Origin of the sequence: Rhizobium sp. CC1099, from assembly GCF_029714385.1 — a bacterium.
Classification (GTDB): Bacteria; Pseudomonadota; Alphaproteobacteria; order Rhizobiales; family Rhizobiaceae; genus Rhizobium.
The window spans coordinates 3,930,001-3,954,036 of sequence record NZ_CP121641.1 but is presented as its reverse complement, the minus strand read 5'-3'; the positions used below and the strand labels follow the sequence as shown (position 1 = coordinate 3,954,036).

Here is a 24,036-nt window from a genome sequence, read left to right as displayed (position 1 = left end):
AGTGATGGCCCTCAGGCCGCTATAGACCGATGCCGATTTCACGAAGCGTGGTGCGGAAGGCGCGCTCGCGGTCGGAATAGCGGTCGACAAGTTCGTTCGTGTTGAGCTTTGCCAGATGATTGGCCACGAACTCGGCCCGGTTCTCTGCCTTCTCGACCTCGGTGATGTCGACGGCCGGTAGGCCGGTGAAGCCCAGCATCTCGCGCATGCGGTCGTCCACCGCCACCATCAGGCTCGGCACAGCCGCCTGCATGGCGATGATCGAGCCGTGGAAACGACGGCCGAAATTGAAGTCCATCGACGAGGCCCAGGCGCGCCACTGGTTGGTGTCGAAGAAGGTGCGAATCTCGAACCGCTGCTTCTCCCGCTCAGTGCCGGGATAGGCCAGATCGCCGATCATCAGGCCCGATGCGGAATCATAGACGCGTCCCTCGTCGTTAGGCTCCACCTTCATATCGAAGTGGAGGAACTCGTCCTGCACCACGTATTGAGGCACGGTGTCCCGCGGGGCCAGCGCGTTCGCATCAAGGATCGCATCCTGATCGCCGCCGAGATAGCCTGAAAAGATTGTCCGCGCCTTGCCGATGTTTACGCTCGACAGCTTCCTCATGGACCGGCGCATGTTGTCCGGCATGAAATAGACGGAAGGGCAACCGGTCGGGCGCACGAAGGAGAAGCCCTGGTCCTTCAGGAAGCCGGCGGACTCGTAGCCGCGTGTCAGGAAGTAGTGCTCACGCTCCTTTAGGACGGCCAGAAGCCGCTTCGTTCCCTCCGGAAGATTGTTCTCAAGGTCCTTGCGGTTCTGCAGGCCGATGCCCAGCATGACGATCGGCATATTGAGTCGGCTTAGGACATCCGCCTCTGCGTCCGCGGAAAGTCCCTTGCGCAAGAGGTTTGCGCAGGTGAAGACGCAGATGTCGAAGTTGGCGTTAAACTCGTCGAATCCATTGCCGTTCTTGCTCAAATTGTAGAGATGCCAGAAGGGAACTTGCTTCGCATGTGGCGCGAGCGCATGCAGGGCGCCCTCACCGATGAGGTAGTTCCCGGTATTGCTGATGTTGCGCAACTCCTGCAGAAACTCCTCCTTCGTTTCCGGCTGCTTCTGCCGCTCCGCATAGGAGACGGACAGGCCGTGGGCGCCGTTGGCAAGGCGCGTGTAGTGACCGGGAATACCCGTCACGAGAATTCGCGGACGCATTCGACTAGACCTTTCTGTTTCAAAGAAGCGGCGCGGCAATCAGCCAATTGCCGCGACCACGGGATTTGCCGCCGCCTGCTCGCGAAAGACCGCAGCGCGGGACAGTGACGAATTCTTCACGGACCGATCGCTCCAAGAGATAAAATCCGAGAAAGAGGAAGCCCATGACCGGCGTGCGGCGGTCCTGATGCAGCCCTCCATGAGCGGAGCGAGCCTCTCGCGATTGCGCGCGACCTCTTCAATGATCCGCGCCATCTCCCTCACCACCTGAGGATCGGAAGGCGCGTTGATGAGTATGCCGTCCTCGCCGTCGGAAATGAGCTCGTCCACCGCGCCGACCGCGGTCGCGATGGGCACGCAGCCGAGTTGCTGCGCCTCGGCGATCATCAGCGGCGCGCCCTCCCATCGAGAGGGCATGACGAGAACGTCGGCCCAGCCCAGCGCCTTGATCAGATCCTTGCTCGCAAAGACGGGCGAGCGCACGTCGACGCCCAGGTCCTTCAGCCGTTCGCTCCAGGAGACCCTAGAATCGGCGAGGATTTCCCCTCCGATGGCCCGGGCTTCGAAATTGACGTTGGAGGCCCGCAGTTCCGCGAGCGCTGCCGCCAGCCGGTCGATCCCCTTCTGCTGATCGAACCGGCCCATGTAAAGAAGCCGCAAACGGTCATCCCTGCGCTCGATCCGCCTGACGGCCAGAACCTCCGCCAGGGCCTTGGGCGGTACCGAGAAGCTCGCTCCGTTCGCGACGGCGAAGACTTTCTCGTGGGGGACGCCGTAGCTGTGCAGATAGATCTTGAGCTGTTCGGAGCAGGTTAGGAAGGCGTCGTAGCAATGCTCATGGGCAATCGCTGCGAAGGGCTGACCGGCAGGCCTCTTGAAGGCCGTGTTGTCCACGACGTGAAGATAGCAGGCCGTGCGCGTGCCTTCGGAGCGCAGTCGCGCGATGAGGGGATGGACGGCCATCACGTGGTTGTTGATGACCAGGTCGAAGCCGGAAAGCTGTCCCTTCAGCGCCTCCCAGTCGACCGAATGCCCCTCGTCGATGAAATCCTGTCCCAGGAAGGAGCCCGACCCTCCCCAGGCCGGAATTCCCGCGTCCCAGAAGTGAATGTAGTCGAAGCTGGAATCGAATTCATCGATCACATCCATCCGGGACGTGCCGAGCACGAAGAGATGAGTTTCGTAATCCGCCGCCTTCAATTCCCGGGCGGCTGCATAGACGACCTTTTCGGCTCCGCCGAACGAGGCATTCGGCACGAGCAGCGCCACGGTCCGCTTGCCCTCGCTATGGCCGAGCGGCAGGACTGGTGATCCTCCGACTTCCTTGCGCAGCGCCTTGTAGAGATCAGTGTAAGGCACGAGCCGGGCGGGACGCCAGGTCCACCGCCTGCCCGCCGTCTCGCGCAGGGGGCTCATGGCAATTGCGTTGACGCAATTGATCATCACCTGCTGAGGCGTGATGAGAGAGCGGCGCGGGAGGCTTCTTGGAAAAGGGAAGTGCACTTTCAGAACGGTCGATGTCGGCCATACCTGCTGGCTTCCGATCGAGGCGAACCAGTCCACAGCATTGTTCTGGACCACCTCCTGGACGAGCCGGATCGAAAGGAAAACGAGATCGGCGGGGCCGATTTTTTGCCCGCCCGCCCCATGAACGATCGGCTCGATCTTGCGCTGGGCGGCATCGTTGGCGAGTTGGACGAAGACGACGTTGCTGTTCTCGCTCAGGCGCTCAAGATGGGCAAGCACGTTCGGCAGCATGCGCGAACGCCGCAGAAGGTCGAGCGCCGCGCCGCTTCCGGCGACCAGGAAAGGCGGGAAATGTTCATTGTCGGGCTCGCCGATATTGCCCCAGAACGCCGGTATGATGTCGTCGAGGCGAAGCATCATCGGTGGCTTGGTAGGATCAGTGAAGAAGGAGATCGCCGTATCTTCCGTTCGCGCAAACAGGTAGCGCGGGCACTCCTCATGCTCGAAATCCACCAGCATCGGCCGCTGGAACAGCGGCCTGTGGCGCTTGCGCAGGAAGCTTACCGACGTGGCGCGGTCTCGATTGGCCTCCTTGAAGCGGCTCTCCGCCCTCAGCCTGTATTCGAAGACCGTGTCATGGCAGGGCGTGCCGACGAAACCATGCTCGATGCAGGACAGCCAGAACTCCCAATCCTCGAAGCCGTTCTGCCTGTCGTCGTTGAAGCGGACGCCTTGCTGAAAAACATCGATCGAGATCATCGATCCCGTATCGCAGATGTTGTCGGTGATGCAGTGGACCAGTCGTGAATAGCGGTTGCCGTAGTGAGCGCGCCAGCTTACCGAAAATGTGTCGATATTCGTGTAGACCCACCCGCAGCCACTGGAGAGGAGGTGCCGGTAAAGCGTCTCGATGGTGCCGGGAAGGACGCGATTGTCGGCGTCGAGGAAATAGACAGCCTTCGTCTCTGGAAAGCGCTCGAGGACGAAGTTGATGGCGCGATTGCGCGCGCCACCCGGACCGGCGTTTTGGCCGAACACGACATGGACGGAAGGATGGGCCGCGGCGAAGAGCAACAGTTGATCGAACGTCTCGTGCCGTGGATCACCGTCGACCGAGACGACAATGACGATCCGGCAGCTGCTAACATTCGAGGCAAATACCGACTCGATCGCCTCCAGGGCAAGTGCCGCGTGACCGTAAAGGGGCATGGCCACGGCGATCAGGTCCGTTGGCTCCCTGTTACTGGACATCGGCGGCCTCCGTAAATTGTTTGACCAGCCTGAAGCCGGACACCTTGAGCCAGGAGAAATCGACCGAATCCGTGACTGCGCGGCTGAGGATCATCAGGTCCATCGGGCCGCGTGCCGGCTCGTCCAGCTGGATGTTGATGTTGACGACCTCACTGGAGCTGACTTCACGCCATCCGCTGAAGAATGCCGACGGCTTGGCCGCGCCCTTTCGCGCAAGCTCGGCCACTTCGGAACGCGCATTTGAATTCGCCGGTGCGATCAGGAAGCTGACCGCCGCGGGCTGACCTTCCGGATGATCGATAAAGGCGCTCGCCGAGAAGGATATCGTTCCGGGCTCGACGGCGCGACTGACCGCGCCTGCCGATATGCCACTCGGCAACGGGTGGCAGACAACAGCATGCTCATGCTCGAGGAAGCGCACCGTCTGGAATTCCGGGACGATCGGCGTGACCGAAACGTCCGCAATCTGCCTCAACGTACCGACCGCCAGGCGATAATCGACAGTGTACTGGCCTTCGAGCAGGCTGCTGGGCGCAATCATGTTGGGTGTTCTGGCGGGCTTTACTCCCGGCAGTCCCGTAAACACTTTGAACGCCAGCGGGCGCAGGTCGAGATCCGGATGCGGGAGTTCCGACCGCGCCGAATAGCGCTCGCCGGCGATCGGATAGCCGAGAGAAAGGCCGACGGTCTCCGGTCCGGTCGCGGAGATCCGCAGCCGAAGCGTGCGCGCAGCCCCTCCGCAGGCCCGGGGCAGCGAGAAGAAATTCCAGTTCGGCACGAGTTGCGCATAGGGTACGGTCCACTCGGCGACTCCTTCGCCGCTCTCGAGGTAGCTCAATACGACGACAAGCTCTCCGGTGATCCTGGGCACCGAGTGCAGGTGAAGGGCAAACCCTGCCACGCCAAGGCTGGATATTGGCAGCAGTTGCTCGACGAAGGCGGCGGCAAGCAATTGCCCGATCCCCTCGTCCTTTGGATCGGCGTAGGGATCATGGGAGAAAACTTCAGAAACCGGCTCCCAGTTTCGCGCCTGAAACGCATCTTCGAGCGCCCGGTAGTTTTCCAGCAACGTCTCGCGTTCCCGGCGCAGGATCGCAAGTTCCGAGGTGATTGAGGCGCTATACCGGGCAAGCCGGCCGACGCCGCCCTCGGTCAGCGCCCGCAGAAGCGGAAAACTGTCCGACTTATTTGCGAGATCAAGCCGCTGCATGGGAACCGCGGGGACAGTTCCCAGTGGTCCAAGCAGCGCCAGACGCTCCCGCAAATCCGCCTCGCCCTCTTCGGAAAAGGCGACGGCGATCAATGGAAAAGCATTCTCCAATGTCGCTGGAGGATGGCCATCAACATCGAGGTAAACAACCAGATGCTCGATATCGCTCCCTTCGAAGCATGATCGATCCCGGTCCGATGCCGCTATCAGCTTTCTCGTCACCAGTCGTTTCCCAATGCCGGAAGACGTCAATTCTTGCACGCGCGGCCTCTGAAGAATTATCTCGGAACAAAAAGCAAAGACGCCGAATAATCAGATATTTATTCAAATCATCCCGCGCCATATATAGGGAGCCTAACAACTAACATTGCAGTGCACAATAATAAAAATTAACCGTCGTAAAGAAAAATATTTCATATATACTTTAAAAATCAAAGTAATAATCATGAATTCATCTCTGCATTGCGGCGAAGTAACTTTCCAGTCAATTTCTCAAGAAGATACTGTTGGCGATCGAGGCAGTCCGTGAGTCGAAAACGCCTCTCCACCGTCCGGCGCGCCGCGGCACGCATCCCAAAATGCCGTTCGGGACTCTTCAGGGCGCCGAGAATGGTCTCAGCGAGTGCGTCCGTATCGAAGAACGGCACCAACAGGCCGTTCCGGCCGGAGCGTATAACCTCCTGGACGGGCGCGGTGTCCGATCCGATGACCAGGGCGCCGCACGCCATCGCCTCCAACATCGACCACGACAAAACGAACGGATAGGTCAGGTAGAGGTGCGCGGCCGAGATCTGGAAAAGCTGCCGCAAAACCGAATGCGGCACCGCACCGGGAAAGAGGATATTCTCCCGCGGTATATCAAGGGATTTGAGGAGATGATCCTTCCACGCCCCGCCGCCGGGCGGCGGCACACCATAGCTGACGCCATCCCCTCCGACGAAAACGAACAAAGCATCGGGGCGTTGGCGCACAACCTTGGCGGCAGCCTCCAAGACCTGTGGAAATCCGCGATACGGCTCAAGGTCGCGCGCGACAAAGGTGACAATGGGAGAACGACCGGCGCTGAGCACACGCCCGTCCGAAAGCGTGACCGAAGTTGATGGGTCCGGTCGAAACCGCGCCGTATCGATCCCCTCGTGGCATACCGAAATGCGCCCGCGGGCGTCGGCGGGGTACAGACTTCTCTGCCAATGGGTGGGGCTAATGCCGGCCTCGATGGCCTCAAGGGATAGGAGCTGCGCGATGTTGCGCAGCCGCAGCCTCTTGCGCGTCTCCAGATCGGGCTGATCGTCGGGGGAAAACCCGATGTCCGCCCCTTCCGATCGGTAAAAGAACTCGCAATACCCCAATGCGGGCACCCGCGGCAGCACGTCCTTGAAGAACATCATGCTTCCCCAACCGATATGGCCAACGACAACGTCGGGTACCAGCCCTTGCCGCGCCATGGCGTCGAGCGTTTCGGCAACGCGATGGCCGATTCGCGCATGGTGATCGGGAGTGCCCATGTGTCGGGCCATATGCGGATCTGCGCGCGGGCCCGATTCCGCTCGATGTCGAACGACGCGAACGGATGGGATCTTCTGGTCTATGGTCTCGGTGATGAGGCTAACCTCATTTCCCGCCTGCGCGAGCTGAGCGGCCAAGGCAGCGAACTGACCGAAACCCCGACGATGAACAAACGCCACGTGCATCGCCTTTAGCCCGCCCCTGCCAGGTGCACGGCATCACTCACCGCTTAGACGCCGTACCGTGAAGCGCTGCCCCAGGCCAGTTCGAGCTGGTGCAGCGTCTGGAAAGCCGTCTCAAGCATCCGCTGGTCCTGGTCGCCACGATTCACCGCGCGCTCATAAGCCATCGCCGCGTCGCGGAGATTTGCCCTGAGCTGGCGTCCCTTCTCTGTCAATTTGATGCGCGCCGACCGCTTGTCGCGCTGGGAGGCAACGCGATCGATGTAGTCGCCATCGCCAAGCTGCTTCAGATAATAGGAAACGTTGGAGCCGACATAATGCCCACGATCCAGAAGCTCGGCGACCGACAGTTCCGAATCGCCGATTGCCAGCAGAATCATCGCCTGCGCCGGCCCGATATCGTCTACACGAAGCTTGGTCAGCTCCGCACGGATCAGGCCCGAGAAGCGCCGGCTTGCCCGCTCCATGAGGCGAGCGAGCTCGAAATACGTAACCTGCTGGAGGTCCCCAAGCTCGGCACCCTGAGGAAGCCGGGGGTCTGTTTGTGCTGTCTGGCTTATTCGAAGACTCGGATCGTCATTCAGTTCTGCCAGCAAACTGAACACATCATTTTCTTTCATTCGACTCTCCGTTTCAAGATAATACTTCAAAATTTGAAGTAATATTCAAATATGCTCATCACCGACGATCACCATGAGCTTGCACAAGCTCGCTGTTATGTGCCAGATTGGTCGACGCAATACTATCCTTAGGCTCAGTTACAACCAAATCTGTCCTCCAACAGATGGATCTAACGTTAACTCGAGGCAAATTTTCATGCATGAAGTTCAAAATGAGACACGAAGCAAGGGGCAAACCGGGGAAGTCCAAAAACAAGACAGCCCAAGGTTGCTGGTTATTCAAGCAAAGCGTGTATTTTTATTTGGGTTGCTTTATGCAGCTGCACTGAGCGTGTGTCTGAACATATTACAACTGACGATGCCTCTGTTCATGCTACAAGTTCATGACCGGGTACTCAACAGTCAGAGCATGGACACACTTGCAATGCTCACCATCTTGGCCGTCGGCGCCCTTGTGGTGCTCGGTGTTCTGGAATTCATCCGTGCCCTCTCGTTCCAAGCCATCGGAGGCGCGCTCGTGCGTCGGCTGAACATGCCCGTCCTGGCGGCCGCCGTTCAGGCTTCTATCGATCAGGGCCTGACGCGCGCGACCCAGTCGCTTCGGGACATCGCAGAATTGCGAAGCTTCCTGACCTCGTCAGCGGTCAGTGCGCCCCTAGACGCTGCCTGGTCACCGATTTTCCTCGGCGCCCTTTTCCTTTTGCATCCGCTTTTTGGTCTTATCGGAGCAGTCTCCGCCGCACTGCTCATTTGCGGCGGACTGGTCACGGACATGTTGACGCACCAACTCACCAAGGAAGCGAATCAAACAAATATCGAGGCCGTGTCCAGGATTGGCGCTTCGCTGCGACATGCCGAGGCCATCGAGGCGATGGGCATGCTGCCAGCTCTGGCGAATCGTTGGCGCTCCCTTCAACTGCAGGCTCTCAGCGCCTTTGAAACGAGTGGGTGCAGGAGCAAGGCGATGTCGTCCATCACCCGCAGCCTGCGCTATTCCATCCAGATCATGACGCTGGCAGCCGGAGCCTATCTGGTGCTGGAGCAGGAAATCACGCCCGGCGCCATGATGGCATCGAGCATTCTTGTCGGGCGCCTACTGATCCCCTTCGATTCGATCATCGAGAATTGGCGGCAATGGGTGCTGGCGATCGCTGGCTGGCGTCGCCTCGAGGCCCTTCTCAAGGCGGATCTTGCAATCCGCCAAACGATGCCCACGCCACATTCGTCGGGCGACATCGTGGTCGATAAGCTTGTCTACGCAGCTCCGGGGCTGGATGTGCCCATCATCAAGGGCATTTCTTTCTCCCTCTCTCCGGGCGAGGTTCTTGGCGTGATCGGTCCCTCCGCTGCCGGCAAATCGACACTCGCGCGGCTGCTGGTCGGCATCTTGCGCCCCACGTCCGGCGGCGTCTTCCTCGACGGCAACAACACCTATCTCTGGGAGCGTGGCTCGTTCGGTCAGGTGGTCGGATATCTGCCGCAATCCGTCTCGCTTTTGGAAGGCACCATTCGAGAAAACATTGGGCGAATGGCCGACAGCGATCCCTACAAGGTGCTGGAGGCGGCGCGATTGGCCGACATCCACGAAATGATCGGACGCCTGCCACTCGGTTACGACACACCCGTCGGCGACGGACATCTGACCCTTTCGGGAGGGCAGCGGCAGCGCATAGCGTTGGCGCGCTGCCTCTACAACCAGCCTCGCCTCATCGTGCTCGACGAGCCGAACGCAAACCTGGACTCGATCGGCGAGCGGGCCCTTATCCGCGCGATCCAGCGTGCGCGCGACGACGGCGCCATCGTTATCATAATCGCTCACAGGCCAGCCATCATGCAGGTCGCCGACAAGCTGCTCGTGCTCGAAAACGGCCGCATCACACAGTTCGGACCGCGAACGGCCGTGGTTACAACCACGATGCCGGGCGAACCACACCGCGAGGTAGCCGCAATATGACTGAAAAGAGCCCCCTTGCGGTCCGCTCCGATCTCTCCGAACGTCGCCTCCAGCGGCATCAGCCGGCATCGCGGGATGTTGGCTACTCGAACTTGGAATTCGACCGGTTTGATAGCCGTTCGCCGCTTCGTCGTCTTGTCGTTGCGGGGCTCGCCACGATCCTTGTGTCCTTCGGGGGATTTTTTGCCTGGGCCTTTTCGGTCGAGCTCAGCAGCGCGACGGTCGCCAACGGCACGGTCATCGTCGATTCGAAGCGAAAGACTATCAGCCATTTCGAAGGCGGCGTGATGAGTCTACTGCTCGTTCAGGAGGGCGACAAAGTTTCCGCCGGGCAGCCCCTAATCGCGTTGGAGGATACGCGCGCCCGTTCCAGCCTGCAGTCGCTCCAAATCCGACGCATTGGCCTAATCGCGAAACTGGCGCGATTGAAAGCCGAGCAAACTGACATGCCGCAAATCAGCTTTCCACGCGATTTGGGTGACAGCCGGGACGATACGGTCGATGACGCCGTCAGGGCGGAGACGATATTTTTCGAAAAGCGGCGCGAGACCAAGGTCGGACGCGTCGAGGTCCAGCAAAAGACCATCGAGGAGCATATCGAACAAGCAACGTCGCTCGGCATCCAGATCCAGGCGACCGACCAGCAAATCGATCTCATGAAAGAGCACCGGACGGCGACGGAAACGTTGGCGAAAAAAGGCGCGGCACCGCGCACGCAACTCATCGAGATCGACTCCAAGCTAAGTGAGCTTGCGAGGGAACGGGGCGAACTCGTCGGCAACAAGGCCCAGGCAGAAAAAGCCGCAGCAGGCGCACAGCTTGCGCTGACCGGGATCGAAAGTGACTTTCAGTCGACGATTGCCGGCGAAATCACCACGGCACGCATCGATCTGGCGGACGTCGAAGAGCAGATCATCGCTTCGAAGGACGTGCTGCGGCGCCTTGAGATTCGCTCTCCGCAGGATGGCATCATCAGCAACATCTTGCTGCGCACCCCTGGCAGCGCGGTCACGCCCGGCCAGCCGTTGCTCGAGATCGTTCCGGAAAATGAGCCACTGCTGGTCGAAATGCGCGTCAATCCTCGCGACATCGACAGCATTTCCGTGGGCTCGCATACGCAAGTCCGGCTGACAGCCTATAATCAACGCTCCCGCCTGCCGATGGAAGGCACCATTACATATGTCGCCGCGGACCAGTCGGTAGATGAAAAGTCAAACAGTGCGTTTTTCGTCGCGCGCGCCAAACTCGATCCGGCATCGCTCAAAGCAAACCCGGATGTCCACCTTTATCCCGGCATGCCCGCGGAGGTTCTGATCATCCACGAGTCACGCCGTGCGATCGACTACCTCACTTCTCCCGTCCTCGAGAGCTTCAATCGCGCGTTCAGGGAAGACTAGATTTCCAGGAAATTGAAATGCTGCACAGCAGAAATTGTTTCAAATTTTGAAGTTATTTCAAAGTAAAATATTTTCATATTACTTTATGATCCCGGATATTATCGAAACAATGTGCCAATAATATTCAATTTGGGAAATATATTTCTCAAGACAAGACATTTTAGATTCAAGATATGTTGCACTTCGGTTTTTTGCAGTGCACATTTCAAGCGCGAAATCGTCGCACCCTGCGCCGAGACGCATGAATATCAATCCGAAGAGGAGAGGCAGATGGCCACATTGGAAGGCGGAGCATACGACGATGCGCTGTTCGGCTCCCGCTTTAACGACTTCATTCGCGCCCATGGGGGCGCTGATTTCGTGAGCGGCGGCAACGGGCACGACCTCGTGTTCGGTGATGACGGTGACGACCTGCTGTTCGGCGGAAAGGGAAACGATTCCCTGTTCGGCGGCGAGGACAGCGACTTGTTGAACGGTGAAAACGGGAATGACAACCTCGTCGGCGGCTGGGGTGATGATCTTCTGTACGGTGACAAGGGCAACGACACCCTGCTCGGCGGCCAGGGAAGCGACCTCCTGTCCGGCGGCAAGGGCGCCGATATACTTTATGGCGGCGATGGTGCCGACATCATTGATGGCGGTGCTGGCAACGACGTCCTGGCAGGCGGTGCTGGCCACGACATCTTCGTCTTCGACGGCGGCGGCGGGAATGACGTCATCCTCGACTTTAACGCTGGCGAGGATCTGCTGCAGATCTCGAAGGGCATCAATGGCCTCGACGTGTCTTCGCCCGAAGACCTGGCCTCGCGTGTCACGCAGGTAGGGGGCAATGTCGTCGTGGATCTCGGCCATGGCGATACGCTCACATTGGTAAATGTCGATGCCGACGACGTCCATGCCAATCCCGAGAACTACTTCACCGTTCACTGAATATGACTTCTGTGCGCCCTGCCTCCTCCCGTGGGGCGCGCAACTCCGATCCAGAGGATAGCGTGTGACGTTCGACGAATCGATAGACGCCACTGGCGTTTTCAGAAACGCAAAGATCTTTCGGCTCGGCGCGGAGCTGGCCGTCCTTATCTGGGATCTCCCCCCGTCCCTTCCCGCCACCACAAAGTGCCTGTTGTCCATGGACCAGTCGCCGATACCGCTCGTCAGCATGATGCTGCCTCTTGGCAACGGAAGACAACGAATGTTCTGGGCGATGAGACCGGAAAAGCAGCCGGTGAGTGTCGGCATTTGCACGGAACACGGCAGCACCGCCGAAACCATCGTGATGCATCCGGCGCGCACGCTCGTGCCCCTCGATGTGGAGGCACTGTTCGCGGATCTCGCGCCGGATGCCCGCATCAAGTTCGTCAACAACCTGCTGACCGTGTGGCGAAGCGCCTTCCGCATCGCCAGCGACCATCTTTTCAACATGGTGGTCGAAGACGCCCTTCACGCGCTCGTGCCCGAACCGCAGGCCGCCAGCATCGTCTGCCAGATTGCGCAGGGACGCCATCTGATTGAGACGGCTATCAATCCGGATCTTGGCGACATCACAGCGATCTATGCGATCGGCGCAGCTTCGATTACACGCATGGCCGTAAGACTTGTTCGCGGACGCAACGCGACAAACGGCCTGCAAGCGTGCCATTTCATCGCAGAGGCGCCTTCCCCTCCGTTTCTCATCGTCCTCCTGAGCAAGAACGGCGTCGCCATTCGCCAGCTTGCTGACGGCAAGCCTCGCCATCCCAACCTTCAGAGTTGGTGGGGCAAAAACCCCGAGGCGGTGGAACTGCGCGAAATGATTGTTCGTCGACTCGCCACGTTGCCGGAAAGCGGCGCCGCCACGGCGATCGACCTTCAGGTTCGCGCACCACTGGCAACAAGTCGGATTGCCAAGTCAGCGATGCATCCGTCCGGTGAGGTCGATCTCGCTCTGGCGCTTGACGACGGTCTGCTGGCCGGCGGCTGGTTCCACGCGCCGTCATCCGCGTTCGCCGGCATCGACTACGTCAAAGAGGACGGCACGGCCGTGCCGCTCGACGGCAACAGCTACGAATTTCCGGCATGGGCGCAAGGGAAGGATGAGAAGAGTAAGACCGATGTGACCGGTTTCGTTGCCTGGGTCCCTCTGTCGGAATCCCCCGGGCCGCTCCTGCAACCGCGATTTCAGATGCGCCTTGCCTCGGGAACGGTCAGGCCGCTGATACCGACGCCACAGCCTTTCGAGCCCGCGACACAACGAAACCATGTCCTGCGCGCCGTGCCGCCTCAGCATGCGGTCGACGGTGCCTTCCGCACGATTCTCGCCCCTGCCCTGCAGGACATAGAACGACGATTGGGCAAGACCATAGAGGTCGACAGCACAAAGGACTACAGCTTGCCCAAAAGCGCACCCCTCGTTTCCATTGTCGTGCCCCTCTACCGGGTTCTCGATTTCCTGCGCTTCCAACTGTCGGGGATGGCCACGGATCCATGGCTAGCAGCCAACACGGAGGTCATCTATGTCCTCGATTCACCGGAAATCCGGGATCAGACGGAGCACCTGCTCGGCGGCCTGCACCTTCTGCACGGGCTGCCGATGAAGTTGGTCGTTATGAATCGCAACGGCGGCTATGCGCGTGCTTGCAATGCCGGCGCACGTTTTGCACGCGGCGCCATACTGGTCATGCTCAATTCAGATGTCGTGCCTTTCGCGCCAGGCTGGCTTCAGGTGTTGTCGCGAGCGCTGTTGAAAAGCAACGAGCTGGGTGCCGTCGGCCCGAAACTGATCTACGAAGACGGATCGCTGCAGCACGCTGGACTGTACTTCGGCCGCGACCAGCGCGGGATCTGGCTGAACCACCATTTCCACAAGGGCATGCCTGGCGACTACGTGCCTGCGCAACATGCCCGCGACGTTCCCGGCGTTACCGGCGCTTGCCTCGTGACCCGCAGAGACACTTACGAGCGCGTTGGCGGGTACACCGAGGACTACGTGATCGGCGACTACGAGGACAGCGACCTGTGCCTCAAGATCCGTCGCCTCGGGCTCCAGATTGCCTATGAGCCGGCAGCGTGCCTGTATCATTTCGAGCGTCGCTCGATTCGCCGCAGCCAGGACTACATGCGCGGCGTTGCAAGCCAATACAATTCATGGCTGCATACGCAGCGCTGGGAGGAGGATATCGCCGAACTGATGGCGAACCTGTTCGATAGGGACGAGCGACCCACCGCGGCGGGTGTGAGAATCCGGAAGAGGAACGCAGCGTGACTCATGCGGCACTCCTGCACCCCACCAAGCCGGCGCGGCTAATAGATGAAGACCGTGTTCGCTGGCTAATCGAATCTGTTCGGGGCAATCGTTTTCTGCCGCAACCGGAATCCACCAACGTCTTCGTGGGAGACGGGGATTTTCGCGCGATAGGAGCGGAGTTTCTCGGTTACTTCATTCGCATCGGCGGCCTGCGCGAAGACAGCCGCGTTCTCGACATCGGGTGCGGCATCGGCCGGATGGCCGTGCCGCTTACCCAATATCTCGATCCGCAAACGAGCCGCTACGATGGTGTCGATCCAGTCGAGAGCGGTATTGGCTGGTGCCAGCGAACGATTGCGCCTGCCTACCCCAATTTCGCCTTCCGGCAACTGGACATCGCTCACGAGCTGTACAATCCGAACGGCAAGATCAGCGGGATGGCCTTGACGCTTCCGTTTCCGGATCGGCATTTCGACTTCGTCATCATGACGTCCGTGGTCACTCATCTGCCGCCCGCGGAGGTCCTTGTCTACCTCGCCGAGGTCCGCAGGATCCTGTCACCCGGCGGGCGCCTGTTCATGACCGCCTTCGTGGTCGACCGGATCGCGGCGGCAAACGAACACGGGCGACGCGATCCGCGTCTCCCCTTCCGCCGCTATGGCGAAAGCCCATGCTGGTTCGTACCCAACCAGCCACCGCTTGCCGCAGTCGGTTTCGAAGACGGCTTTCTGGACAAGGCGCTCGAACGGGCCGGCCTTTCCGTCGCCCTGAAATCGCTTGGCCATTGGCGCGGCACCAACGCAGGCCACCATCAGGACTTCATCGTGGCGAAGCGCCGGGGAAATGGTCGATGAGCAAGCGCATTCTGGTGGCAGCCCACAACCATCCGTCCCTTCACCCGGGTGGAACGGAGATATTTGCTCACGACTTGTTTCGCGCCTACCAGCGCGAGGGGCACGAAGCCCTGTTTCTCGGTGCCACGAACCAAATCCACCGCGAAGCCAGACCGGGCACGAGCTTTCAGAGCATCGGCTCGGCGGGAGATGAGGTCCTGCTTTGGTCCGGACACTTCGATCGCTTCTTCATGAGTCAGATCGACCTTTATGGTGTTGTGCCGGACATAGCGGAGTTGCTGCGCGATTTCCGGCCAGATGTGGTTCACCTCCATCACCTGCTGCTGCTTGGCGCCGAGTTCCCTCACATCGTCCGCCGCACCTTACCCCACTGCCAGATCGTCATGACGCTCCATGACTACTACCCCATTTGCCACCATGAAGGCCTGATGGTACGCACCGGCAGCAAGGAGCTTTGTCACCAATCCAGCCCGGACCGCTGCCATGGCTGTTTCAAGGACATTCCGCTCGATCGCTTTGCCTTGCGCGAACGCCACCTGAAGGCCCTGCTGAGCACGGTTGACCACTTCGTCTCGCCAAGCGCTTTTTTACGGGAGCGCTTCGTGCGGTGGGGACTGGACGAAGATGCGATTAGCGTCATTCCCAATGGTATCCCCACCCGAAATGCCGGCGCGCGAAGGGAGCTGCTCCAGGGCGGGAAGCCGGTCTTCGGATATTTCGGAAATCTCAACCCCTGGAAGGGGGTGACCGTATTGCTCGACGCTGCGCGCCAGCTTCTGGCCGATGGCCTTGATTTCGAACTCCGCGTCCATGGCGGAGCGCCCTTCCAGAGCGAGGCCTTCGTCGATGAGATCAATCGGCGCTTTACCGAAACGTCAGAATCGGTGCAGTCCCGAGGCCCCTATCGACGCGAAGATATTGGCGATCTGGTGGCCGCGGTCGATTGCACCATAGTTCCTTCCGTCTGGTGGGAGAACGCGCCGCTTGTCATTCAGGAAGCCCAGGCTCAAGGCCGTCCGGTCATCGCCAGCAACATCGGGGGAATGGCTGAAATGATCGAGCATGGCGTCAACGGCCTGACTGTTCCACCCAACGATGCCCGAGCGCTCGCCGTGGCGATGCGGAACATAGCGGAAGAGCCGAACCTGCTGCGCCAGCTCTCCGAAAACGCCCGCAAGCCCGACGACATCGACACGACCGCCCGCCGCTACCTCAAGTGGATGGACACGGCACAGGTTCAGGCACAGGAGAGCTTATGATTAGTCCCGCTGAACGACCGGATGCCGCATCCGAACAGGACAACGCTAAGCCGATGAACGGCCGGGTGGATGCCGTTGACATGGGCCGGATCTTCGGCTGGGCATTCGACCCGATGGCGCCGGATCAACGGCTGACCATTCGTGTCCTCCTCGATGGCAAGGTGATTGCCGAGGCTGTTGCCGACCGCAATCGTCCCGACCTGCGGCGCAACGGTATCGGCGACGGCAAACACGCATTTGAAATCGCGCTGCCCGATCCCGTCCAGTCTCGGGTGAACGATATTGTCGTCATGGCGCGAAATGGAAGCGGTTCCGAGCAGGCCCTGCGCGTTCCCCAGCCAAACGAGCAGGCGGCCGAGGCTCTTATCGCCGCACCCCTGGCGAAAGTGCTCGATAAGCTCGATTTGCTGATGGCGGCGCAGCGGCAGTTGCAGGTCTCACAGCGCTCGCTGCAGCGCACACCAGAATTCGATGCCGACAAGACCGAGACCGCCGGCCTCACCGATGTCAGTAACGCCGTCGAAAGCCTCAAGGTGGATATCAGCCAACGGCTGAATGATCTCGATGTCCATCTGATGCGGCTGGATGGGGTTGTGGCAGGAATGGAGAAGAACCTGAATACGTTGCGGAAGCGTGCGAACGGCGAAATCAAGCCCCTGCTGCTGCTGCTGTTCATTCTCGTGGGATTTGCCGCGGGCGCCAGCCTTACGCTGGTAGCCAGAATCTGATCCAGGGAGGATAAAGCGTGCTGGTTAGAGAACAATCCCCCGCTGTCATTAGTCCCTCGGCAGGCGGGCATGGGGCGAGCAGGGCGATGCGCTCTGGAAGGGTTATCGGCTGCCGCGTCGACGAGACAACCTTGCTGATCATCGGCCTCGGCCGTGTCACGGCCGGCGACGTGGTGGTCGGCCTCGGTGAGGATCAAGCAGTCACGCCAAGCTTGTTTGTCTCGGAATGGCGATTGGCCGCATCCTCACCGCGGGCCAAGCACGGCTTCGCGGCGCTCCTTCCGGCTGTGGGCACGGACCTGACCATGACCACGATCCGGTTCGGAGAGGAGGAGACGGGCGCACGCTACATCTTTGCGCCCCGGCTTGCCTCCGCGGAGGAAGCAGCCGCGCTTGTGGTTGAGTCTGCGGGATCTCAGTCAGCCGCGGTCCTCGACCGGCTCGTGGACGCTCTGATGGTCGGCAATGTCAGCCGCCGCAGACTTCTGACCATAACCGCGCTTTTGCAGTCAGCCCACGCCAGCGATGGGTTTATCGAGTTGATTGGTGAGAGCCATGATGGCGCGACGTTCCTGCAGGGCTGGAGCCGCGGCATGGCGCCGGGGCCTTGCCGGGTGTCCGTGGTGGGCAATGTGACACCGGTGGTCGCGGAGTGCGGTATCGCCATCTTTCCTCGCCCGGACGCTCCCGATGGCGCCTCTGGTTTTGTCGGCCTTCTCGAGGCCAGCCAGGCTGCCCTCGCTCTCGACATCGAAGGTCTGGTTTTTCGGGGGCGCGCCGGTTGGAGGTATGTTGCGGTCCACCCCCGAAAGCGCATCGCCGGCCCGCTGGAAACGCCCGAACATATCCGGTCGATTCTGCTGCGGACCCATGGCGCGCCGGACGTGCTCCTGTCCCTGCGAGCAGCCGCCAACAGCTTTGAGGGCAAAGAAACCGTCTCCAGCCTGCCGTATCCCGTCCGGATGGGAATAGACAGCACATTTGAGGCCGATGGAGGAAACCTCCTCGTCTCCGGCTGGCTTTATGACCCCGACGGCCACGTCGCAACGGTAAGACTGCGTCGATGCGATGCCGCGGCTCGCCTCGACGAACGCTGGACGCGTTTTGATCGCCCCGATGTCACGGACAGTTTCGACGACCAGCAGCACTTCACACCGAGCCTTCGGAGCGAACAGCGCGCGCATGGCTTCATCGCCCACGCCCAATTGCCGAACGAAGATCCTGGTGCGCCCCTCTACTTCGAACTAACGCTGCACGATTCGCGCCGTGCGTTTCTGCCAGTGAAACCAACGCGGGTTTCTGCGCGCTTGGCGGCATTGCGCCAGATCGGCTCCATCGATCCCGCAAACTGTGCGCTGCCGGCGATAGTCGATTCACAAATTGTCCCGTTCCTCGGACAATCCGAAAGGTTAACGCCGGTTATCGAGACAATCCTCGATGCCGGCTCCTTCGATGAGGAAAACAGCCCGCCAATCGTCATTGGCGCCGGGGAGGGCGAGGAGGACATTTCCCCGCTGCTGGCCTTGCTTGCGCTCGATCCGGAGACGCGGCACACGCCGATCATGATCGCCATGCCCGCGGAGCGCTTTCGCAGGCAGGCTGCTCGCCTCAGGGAACTCGCACGGTTCTATAGCCTTTCGGCCAGGCTGGTATCGGTGAAGGGAACAGGCGACGTCCACGACATGCTGGAAGCCGGCACGCAAGCACTCTCCTGTGAAACGGTCGTGTCGCTCTCCGCTTCACTGATCCCGCGCGGGACAGGCTGGTATGGCAAGCTCTTGGCCACGGCCGCGATGCTCAAAGGAAGCGTCGTCTCGCCCGTCCTGGTTTACGAGGACCATTCCATTCGCTGGGCGGGAAGCTGGATCGATGACGGCAACTGCGACGAACCGGTCGTGGGCCGCTATACGGGATATCCTCTCAAAGCGGTTGCCGACATGAAGCTGACCCGTATCGCGGCGGCCTCGCTCGAGTGCTGCGTCATGCCCCGCGATGCCCTGTTGCGCGCCGGCGGCTTTTCCGGCGGCTATCTGGGCGCGCAGGAAAAGGGTCTGGATCTCGGCCTCCGTCTCAGCCGCTCCGGGTTTGACTCCTATTTGCTGCCATCGGTGCAGATGTGGGGCTGCGACGACGCAGGCAACGGTGATAGTCCGGCGATGGCGGCTCTGGTGGAGGAGATCGATCGAAAGATCTTCAAGAGCCAATGGTTGCCTATCCTCACCGTTGAAAAGCACCCGGAAAAGAGGCCCGCATGAACGAGCAGCTTCGCGTCCTTGTCGTCTCGCATGCGCACCCAACGGTTTCGCTCGGCGGGGCAGAAATCGCCTCTCACAACCTGCATCGCGGCCTGAACGCATTGCCGAACGTGCAATCGGTTTACCTGGCCCGGGTCGGCCATCCGGTCCCGCGGCATGCCTCGTCCGCGCTGATGAGCCTTCGCCTTGCCGAGGATGAGTTGCTGTTCCACGCGGACGACTACGACCATTTCTTTTTGTCCAATGGCGATACCCAGGCAATCAGCCGAGACCTGTTGCGTTTCGCGCGCGATCTAAGGCCCCATGTCGTGCATTTCCATCATGTTCTAGGCATTGGCCTTGAAGCCCTCTACGCCCTTAGAGAAGCATTTCCGCACGCGGCCATACTCGTCACGTTCCACGAGTACCTGTCGATCTGCCACAATCACGGGCAGATGGTGAAACGGCCTTCCGGTCAGCTCTGCGAAACAGCATCCCCCGTCGCTTGCCACGGCTGCTTTCCCGACATCCCCGTCTCACGCTTCCTGAAGCGGGAGTTGTTTGCGCGCGGGATGCTCGGCCTTGCCGACGCTTTCGTCTCCCCCAGCCGGTTTCTGGCGGAGCGCTACGTCGCATGGGGCATCGAAAAGGACAAGCTCAGCGTGATCGAGAACGGCATCGCCGTGGAAACAGCTGCGCCCGCGCGAGAAGCGCAAGGTCCCAACCCGCGCCGCAACCGCTTTGCCTATTTCGGACAAATGACGCCGTTCAAGGGGGCCGACCTCCTGATCGACGCTGTTTCGCGCATCCCGAAGGAGATATGGGGCGAAGACTCCTGCCTGATGATCTTCGGCGGCAACCTCGAGCGACAGCCGATCGAATTCCAGGAGCGGATGAAGAAGCTCATCGCAGACGCCGGCCACCGCGTCCGTTTCTACGGCGCTTACCAGAACGCGGACGTGCCGCGTCTCATGCGTTCGGTCGACTGGGTGGTTCTGCCGTCCGTCTGGTGGGAAAACTCGCCCATCGTGATCCAGGAGGCCCTGCTCCATCGTAGGCCGACGATCTGCTCCGACATCGGCGGGATGGCCGAGAAGGTGCGTGACGGAAAAGATGGCCTGCACTTTCGCGCAGGCAGCAGCCAGGATCTCGCGGATCGCATCGTCGAAGTCTTGGGTGATAGCCAAATCTGGGAGCGGCTGCGCGTTTCCATGCGACAGCCCGCCGACCGCCTCGCCTGCGCGCAAGAACACGTCAAACTCTATCGCGCGCTGCTGCGGCGGAAGCTAGATGCCGCGATGACCGAGAGCCCCGCGCTTCTCGGGCACTCGCTTTAACGATGCTCGCGTTGTGAAGCGCTGAAAGGGCTTCGACCAAGAGAGGATCGATCAACCAAACCCTTGAGAAACCGTTCGCAAGGTCGCATCCCTACATGCGCACGAAAGTCCGCAAGACCATCATCCCCGCCGCCGGTTTGGAACAAGGATGCTGCCGGCAACCAAGAGCGTTGGACCTGAGATAGGCTGTCACTCTTCAGCAAGGCCATCTTGTCGAGTGGGCCCGGCAACATTCGGATCACGAATGCGCGGCGTCATCCGACCCGAGGCGGCGCGCGATACGGCCGTCCAGTTCCGCTATCCGGCGGGCGAAACCAGGATTTTCCGGCTGATATGTCATGGCGTCGACAAGCATGGTCCGCGCCGTCGCAAGCTCACCGTCGCGAATGTGGCGGTTGGCCCGATGATAGAGGAAGTTTGCTCGCTCGACCGGAGAGAAAGCCGAGCCGAAGCGTGCATGAAACCGGTCGGCCCAGGCCCGATGCCGGGCGATCGCCGTCACAGCGATCTGATAGGGTCGCATCGGCGCCATGACTCGGGCTGCGCGAGCCAGAGCGCGTAGACCCGGAAGATCGTCTTCGCGGCAGGCTTCGATCAGCGACAGGGCGCGTGCCGTTCCGGTGAACGCCCGAACGGTGCCATGGCCTGTCATGTGGACCGGCACGAGGTGCGTCCTCGCCTGCAGCGTCGCGATTCGAACCGCGTGCTGGTGATCGACGTCGTGGAACGGATCGAAGAAGAGATAGGCCCGGCCAGTTGCGTGATCAGGCGCGATCCCCATATTGGCGTGGAGGTCGGGCGAGAAATGGGGTGCAAACCTGCCATCGAAAGGAACGGCCTTCGGATCGATCGAGATCTGAGGGCAAAAAGCGATGGCAACGGCAGCGTTGAAGCGCCTTCGGTACCGCAACGCCGCGTAGCCGCCCTGCGAGTGCCCGTAAAGGATCCGCTCCGCTGCTGCGCGGAGGATGGGCGCGGTCGCCTCGACCGCCTTGACGACGCTCGCCGCCGGAAACCAGTTCGGCCGTCGGCTGATGAAGCCAAGCGCCGAAATGTCAGCTTTCTCGCAGAACCGCTGCCCCCAGAAGCGGCTGCCGTTCGCCTTCATTTCCATCTCGTTAAAGGTGACGAGAAGATAGGGAGATGATCCTGAACGATGTATCACCTCCAAATTTTCATCTGAAAATACGAGCATGCGGCGATCCATCAGCAATTACGGAACAAATATACTTCAATATTTGATATATACTATCCATGATGGAAATATGCGTAAAAACAGGCTTAAACTCAACTCCGAACCCGCGCTTGGACGATATATTTCTTAATCGCTTACTCCGCGTTACAGAAGAGGCTTATCCAGTTCGCTGAGGTATTACTCACGTCCAGCGTTCACGCATGACGTGTCTCTCCCGCACGCGGCTTTACTTGAGAAGAGAGAGACAGGCGTAGTTGCGACGACGCAGGAAAGCCCTCCCGCTGACCTGCCATCGCCAGATTGGGTGTATGCATCGCTACGTCGCTAACGACGTCGTTAAACACGTGTCTTACCCCATCACCCGGTCGTCCGGCAGGCGGTGGCAATCGGTCGGTTACTTTGGAACGCTAAAAAGGGCTCCGAGTTTCCTCGGAGCCCATTGAGTTTGTGGTAATCATTGGTTGCGGGGGCAGGATTTGAACCTGCGGCCTTCAGGTTATGAGCCTGACGAGCTACCGGGCTGCTCCACCCCGCGTTATTGTTTTGAAGCGGAACGGACCGCTGTTGTTGCGGCCGGTTTATATCGGCTTATGGCCGTTGTTTTGTATTGAGAAGATTGTGATTTTGTTGTTGCGTTTTGCAGACCTGGCGGCGACCGACTCTCCCGCGTCTTGAGACGAAGTACCATGGGCGCTGGGGCGTTTCACGGCCGTGTTCGGAAAGGGAACGGGTGCAGCCACCCCGCCATAACCACCAGGTCAGCGAAGCGCAACGATTTGAGAAGCTGGTGAAGTTTTCACTTCGTTTTGTTGAACACGTCATTGGCGGGGAAGCGCTTGTATGCTGCTTCTTATCGCCTGGCTCATTTTGATGAGCATTGTCAATGAGAACGATCAAGCCGATCGAGCTATTAGTACCGGTAAGCTTCATGCATTGCTGCACTTCCACACCCGGCCTATCAACGTGGTCGTCTTCCACGGCTCTGATAGGGAACACTCGTTTTCAGGTGGGTTTCCCGCTTAGATGCCTTCAGCGGTTATCCCTTCCATATGTAGCTACCCTGCTATGCCCTTGGCAGGACAACAGGTCCACCAGAGATATGTCCATCCCGGTCCTCTCGTACTAGGGACAGATCCTGTCAATATTCCTACACCCACGGCAGATAGGGACCGAACTGTCTCACGACGTTCTGAACCCAGCTCACGTACCGCTTTAATTGGCGAACAGCCAAACCCTTGGGACCTGCTCCAGCCCCAGGATGCGATGAGCCGACATCGAGGTGCCAAACAACCCCGTCGATATGGACTCTTGGGGGTCATCAGCCTGTTATCCCCGGCGTACCTTTTATCCGTTGAGCGATGGCCCTTCCACGCGGGACCACCGGATCACTATGACCGACTTTCGTCTCTGCTCGACTTGTCAGTCTCGCAGTCAGGCGGGCTTATGCCATTGCACTCGACGACCGATTTCCGACCGGTCTGAGCCCACCATCGCGCGCCTCCGTTACTCTTTCGGAGGCGACCGCCCCAGTCAAACTACCCACCATACACTGTCCCGGATCCGGATAACGGACCGCGGTTAGACATCCATGACGATAAGGGTGGTATTTCAAGGATGGCTCCACGGAAACTGGCGTCCCCGCTTCAAAGCCTACCACCTATCCTACACATGCCGACACGAATGCCAGTGTAAAGCTATAGTAAAGGTGCACGGGGTCTTTCCGTCTGACCGCAGGAACCCCGCATCTTCACGGGGAATTCAATTTCACTGAGTCTATGTTGGAGACAGCGGGGAAGTCGTTACGCCATTCGTGCAGGTCGGAACTTACCCGACAAGGAATTTCGCTACCTTAGGACCGTTATAGTTACGGCCGCCGTTTACTGGGGCTTCAGTTCAAAGCTTGCACCTCTCCCTTTAACCTTCCAGCACCGGGCAGGCGTCAGACCCTATACGTCGTATTGCTACTTCGCAGAGCCCTGTGTTTTTGATAAACAGTCGCTACCCCCTGGTCTGTGCCACCCCATCCTGGTTGCCCAAAATGGGGTCACGCTTCTTCCGAAGTTACGCGTGCAATTTGCCGAGTTCCTTCAACATAGTTCTCTCAAGCGCCTTGGTATACTCTACCTGACCACCTGTGTCGGTTTCGGGTACGGTCTATACGGTGGAGCTGTTTCCTGGAACCGCGTCCCTGCAAGATCAATCCAATAAGACCTTACAAGTTGAGCAATCCGTCACTACCACCAGGCCCACGAATATTAACGTGGTTCCCATCGACTACGCGTGTCCGCCTCGTCTTAGGGGCCGGCTAACCCTGCTCAGATTAACTTTAAGCAGGAACCCTTGGTCTTTCGGCGAGAGGGTCTCTCACCCTCTTTATCGTTACTCATGTCAACATTCGCACTTCCGATACCTCCAGGATGT

At 59.8% G+C, this 24,036-nt stretch carries 15 protein-coding genes, 1 tRNA gene and 2 rRNA genes (1 of these 18 only partly in view); 9 read left to right on the top strand and 9 right to left on the bottom strand.

Annotated features, from left to right (window positions below):
• Window positions 1-19 precede the first annotated feature (19 nt).
• The 5 genes from QA644_RS19585 to QA644_RS19565 all read right to left on the bottom strand — a co-directional run bounded on the left by QA644_RS19585 (window position 20) and on the right by QA644_RS19565 (window position 7,434).
• Window positions 20-1,198: a polysaccharide pyruvyl transferase family protein gene (locus QA644_RS19585; protein WP_283070144.1), complete on the bottom strand. Its 1,179-nt coding sequence runs from the start codon at window positions 1,196-1,198 to the stop codon at window positions 20-22.
• Between the two features lie 39 nt (window positions 1,199-1,237).
• Entirely contained in the window at window positions 1,238-3,916 is a 2,679-nt protein-coding gene (locus QA644_RS19580) for a glycosyltransferase (protein WP_283070143.1), read from the bottom strand.
• Complete coding sequence (locus QA644_RS19575) at window positions 3,906-5,387, bottom strand: DUF6212 domain-containing protein (protein WP_283070142.1); 1,482 nt, start codon at window positions 5,385-5,387, stop codon at window positions 3,906-3,908. The genes QA644_RS19580 and QA644_RS19575 overlap by 11 nt, the downstream gene beginning before the upstream one ends.
• Before the next feature lie 182 nt (window positions 5,388-5,569).
• Window positions 5,570-6,817: a glycosyltransferase family 4 protein gene (locus QA644_RS19570; protein WP_283070141.1), complete on the bottom strand. Its 1,248-nt coding sequence runs from the start codon at window positions 6,815-6,817 to the stop codon at window positions 5,570-5,572.
• A 44-nt stretch (window positions 6,818-6,861) separates the two neighbouring features.
• The gene (locus tag QA644_RS19565) at window positions 6,862-7,434 is read right to left on the bottom strand and encodes a MarR family transcriptional regulator (protein ID WP_194730259.1); all 573 of its coding nucleotides are present in this window, start codon (window positions 7,432-7,434) and stop codon (window positions 6,862-6,864) included.
• 196 nt (window positions 7,435-7,630) lie between these two features.
• On the opposite strand from QA644_RS19565, the gene QA644_RS19560 reads away from it, so the two are divergent.
• The 9 genes from QA644_RS19560 (at window position 7,631) to QA644_RS19520 (ending at window position 20,420) form a co-directional block, all read left to right on the top strand.
• Complete coding sequence (locus tag QA644_RS19560) at window positions 7,631-9,388, top strand: type I secretion system permease/ATPase (protein ID WP_283072417.1); 1,758 nt, start codon at window positions 7,631-7,633, stop codon at window positions 9,386-9,388.
• Window positions 9,385-10,785 carry an HlyD family type I secretion periplasmic adaptor subunit gene (locus QA644_RS19555; RefSeq protein ID WP_194728554.1) on the top strand — a complete coding sequence of 467 codons (1,401 nt, stop codon included), beginning with the start codon at window positions 9,385-9,387 and terminating at the stop codon, window positions 10,783-10,785. Before QA644_RS19560 ends, QA644_RS19555 begins: the two co-directional genes overlap by 4 nt.
• A 270-nt stretch (window positions 10,786-11,055) precedes the next feature.
• Window positions 11,056-11,715 (top strand): calcium-binding protein, encoded by a 660-nt coding sequence (locus QA644_RS19550; protein WP_283070139.1) that lies wholly within the window; start codon window positions 11,056-11,058, stop codon window positions 11,713-11,715.
• A gap of 64 nt (window positions 11,716-11,779) precedes the next feature.
• Window positions 11,780-14,026: a glycosyltransferase gene (locus tag QA644_RS19545; RefSeq protein ID WP_283070138.1), complete on the top strand. Its 2,247-nt coding sequence runs from the start codon at window positions 11,780-11,782 to the stop codon at window positions 14,024-14,026.
• A complete protein-coding gene (locus tag QA644_RS19540) occupies window positions 14,023-14,862 on the top strand; it encodes a class I SAM-dependent methyltransferase (protein ID WP_194728551.1) in 840 nt (279 codons plus the stop codon). The genes QA644_RS19545 and QA644_RS19540 overlap by 4 nt, the downstream gene beginning before the upstream one ends.
• Window positions 14,859-16,121 (top strand): glycosyltransferase family 4 protein, encoded by a 1,263-nt coding sequence (locus tag QA644_RS19535; protein WP_283070136.1) that lies wholly within the window; start codon window positions 14,859-14,861, stop codon window positions 16,119-16,121. Before QA644_RS19540 ends, QA644_RS19535 begins: the two co-directional genes overlap by 4 nt.
• The gene (locus tag QA644_RS19530; protein ID WP_283072416.1) at window positions 16,118-16,849 is read left to right on the top strand and encodes a hypothetical protein; all 732 of its coding nucleotides are present in this window, start codon (window positions 16,118-16,120) and stop codon (window positions 16,847-16,849) included. The genes QA644_RS19535 and QA644_RS19530 overlap by 4 nt, the downstream gene beginning before the upstream one ends.
• Before the next feature lie 86 nt (window positions 16,850-16,935).
• Window positions 16,936-19,104 carry a hypothetical protein gene (locus tag QA644_RS19525; protein WP_283070134.1) on the top strand — a complete coding sequence of 723 codons (2,169 nt, stop codon included), beginning with the start codon at window positions 16,936-16,938 and terminating at the stop codon, window positions 19,102-19,104.
• The gene (locus tag QA644_RS19520; RefSeq protein ID WP_283070133.1) at window positions 19,101-20,420 is read left to right on the top strand and encodes a glycosyltransferase family 4 protein; all 1,320 of its coding nucleotides are present in this window, start codon (window positions 19,101-19,103) and stop codon (window positions 20,418-20,420) included. The genes QA644_RS19525 and QA644_RS19520 overlap by 4 nt, the downstream gene beginning before the upstream one ends.
• A 238-nt stretch (window positions 20,421-20,658) precedes the next feature.
• On the opposite strand, the gene QA644_RS19515 is transcribed toward QA644_RS19520, so the two are convergent.
• From QA644_RS19515 to QA644_RS19500, 4 genes are all read right to left on the bottom strand, one after another.
• The gene (locus tag QA644_RS19515) at window positions 20,659-21,615 is read right to left on the bottom strand and encodes a hypothetical protein (RefSeq protein WP_283070131.1); all 957 of its coding nucleotides are present in this window, start codon (window positions 21,613-21,615) and stop codon (window positions 20,659-20,661) included.
• Between the two features lie 458 nt (window positions 21,616-22,073).
• Window positions 22,074-22,150 (bottom strand) — tRNA-Met (locus tag QA644_RS19510).
• 108 nt (window positions 22,151-22,258) lie between these two features.
• Window positions 22,259-22,373 (bottom strand): 5S ribosomal RNA (gene rrf / locus QA644_RS19505).
• Window positions 22,374-22,504: 131 nt separating this feature from the next.
• Window positions 22,505-24,036 (bottom strand): 23S ribosomal RNA (locus QA644_RS19500); it runs 1,411 nt beyond the window's last position.

What these genes read in the sequence shown, in the direction of transcription:
- QA644_RS19585 (WP_283070144.1), bottom strand. Translation starts at nt 1,198, where the DNA reads ATGCGTCCGCGAATTCTCGTGACGGGTATTCCCGGTCACTACACGCGC.
- QA644_RS19580 (WP_283070143.1), bottom strand. Translation starts at nt 3,916, where the DNA reads ATGTCCAGTAACAGGGAGCCAACGGACCTGATCGCCGTGGCCATGCCC.
- QA644_RS19570 (WP_283070141.1), bottom strand. Translation starts at nt 6,817, where the DNA reads ATGCACGTGGCGTTTGTTCATCGTCGGGGTTTCGGTCAGTTCGCTGCC.
- QA644_RS19565 (WP_194730259.1), bottom strand. Translation starts at nt 7,434, where the DNA reads ATGAAAGAAAATGATGTGTTCAGTTTGCTGGCAGAACTGAATGACGAT.
- QA644_RS19560 (WP_283072417.1), top strand. Translation starts at nt 7,631, where the DNA reads ATGCATGAAGTTCAAAATGAGACACGAAGCAAGGGGCAAACCGGGGAA.
- QA644_RS19555 (WP_194728554.1), top strand. Translation starts at nt 9,385, where the DNA reads ATGACTGAAAAGAGCCCCCTTGCGGTCCGCTCCGATCTCTCCGAACGT.
- QA644_RS19550 (WP_283070139.1), top strand. Translation starts at nt 11,056, where the DNA reads ATGGCCACATTGGAAGGCGGAGCATACGACGATGCGCTGTTCGGCTCC.
- QA644_RS19535 (WP_283070136.1), top strand. Translation starts at nt 14,859, where the DNA reads ATGAGCAAGCGCATTCTGGTGGCAGCCCACAACCATCCGTCCCTTCAC.
- QA644_RS19530 (WP_283072416.1), top strand. Translation starts at nt 16,118, where the DNA reads ATGATTAGTCCCGCTGAACGACCGGATGCCGCATCCGAACAGGACAAC.
- QA644_RS19525 (WP_283070134.1), top strand. Translation starts at nt 16,936, where the DNA reads ATGCGCTCTGGAAGGGTTATCGGCTGCCGCGTCGACGAGACAACCTTG.
- QA644_RS19520 (WP_283070133.1), top strand. Translation starts at nt 19,101, where the DNA reads ATGAACGAGCAGCTTCGCGTCCTTGTCGTCTCGCATGCGCACCCAACG.
- QA644_RS19515 (WP_283070131.1), bottom strand. Translation starts at nt 21,615, where the DNA reads ATGCTCGTATTTTCAGATGAAAATTTGGAGGTGATACATCGTTCAGGA.